The organism is Leptospira noumeaensis, assembly GCF_004770765.1.
Classification (GTDB): domain Bacteria; phylum Spirochaetota; class Leptospiria; order Leptospirales; family Leptospiraceae; genus Leptospira_A; species Leptospira_A noumeaensis.
The window spans coordinates 1-1,398 of record NZ_RQFK01000021.1 but is presented as its reverse complement, the minus strand read 5'-3'; the positions used below and the strand labels follow the sequence as shown (position 1 = coordinate 1,398).

Sequence of the window (1,398 nt, the reverse complement as noted above, 5' to 3'; positions counted from 1 at the left end):
CTAGTTCGTTATATGCAATGCCCTAAAACAATATACTATGAACGAATTCCAACAAGTTCTATATAACCAAATAGATAAGATACAAGCTTCTAACCTGCCCAGTCATGTTAAGAAAGTTGTGTCCGCTGTCTCTCTTTGTAGAACTAATGCTATGAAGGGAAGAGTCTACTCTTGTCCAACAGGACACTTCTCGGTCTTCATGAGGGAATCTTGTAACAATAGAGCTTGTCCTACTTGCCAATCAGAGAACAAAAGAATTTGGAACATTAATACAAAAGAAAAAGTTACTAACTCTCCGCATTATCATTTGGTCTTTAAGTTACCTGCTTTTCTATATCCTTACATTTTAACCCATTACAAAGATTTTATAGAAATTCTATTCGAAGCTTCTTCAAAAACAATAAATAAGTTAATTAAGTATTCCTTCGATCTTACGCCTACTCCCGCTTTTATTTCTGTTTTACATACGCATGGTGACCAATACCAACTTCACCCTCATATTCATGTTATTCTTAATTCTATTGCTCTTTCCAAAAACCAGGACAAACTACTATTTCTTGACGAGACTCTATTCAAACTAGATAACTTTAATTCTGTTTACAATCACTTACTCAAAAAAGAATTAATCAATCTTCACATGAATCATCCCGAACTTGGAATTACATTCAAAGAAAACATAAATAAATTTCAAAATGAGAATATCTTCATTTCTAATAAATATAAATCTCCATTTCCAATCATTGACTACCTTTCCAAAACTATCAAAGGAAATGCTCTCGATCTTAATCAGGTTGACTTTTTACATAATGGTTCCACTCAAATTCATAAAAAGGATAAAACTTTCTCCTTTTCTAACGACGAATTCGTAAATCGTTACATTAAACACATCATTCCACAAAACGTTAAATCGATTCGGTATTCTGGATTCTATAGCTCCGCTTCTAAAGAAAAATATCTTATCGTTAACAGCCTATATAACCTTAATCTTCAATTTGAACCTATTAACAACGATCCTGATTTGGAATTAGATGATGTGTCTCACAAAATACATAAATCTTGTCCTATCTGTAATCAAACTATGATTCTACTAGAAGAAGTTGACGAATTTAAAGTTCCTGACATTGTATACATCAAATTTGGAAAGGATCCGCCTACTGAAGATCTTTTTACAAAGCTTGTTGCTTAACTTTGACTCAAAGTTGGACTATTAAATTCCTTAGAGAAAAAAACTAGGTAACAAATCAAAATCAAGCCCAGGGCACTGCATATAACAGCGCGGAAACGCTGCGCTTCGGGACTTACGCCCTCGCTTGGCCTACGGCAAATTTCCCGCTCCTCCTAACGCCTTCTGCGAAGGCTCAGGGCGGGAAACTTCGTCTCCGCTAGTTCGTTATGCGA

Annotated in this window: 1 protein-coding gene; it reads left to right on the top strand. The window is 35.0% G+C overall.

The window, feature by feature from the left end; translation table 11 throughout:
• Positions 1 to 37 precede the first annotated feature (37 nt).
• Entirely contained in the window at positions 38 to 1,186 is a 1,149-nt protein-coding gene (locus EHQ24_RS06745) for an IS91 family transposase (RefSeq protein WP_135600916.1), read from the top strand.
• Positions 1,187 to 1,398: the final 212 nt, after the last annotated feature.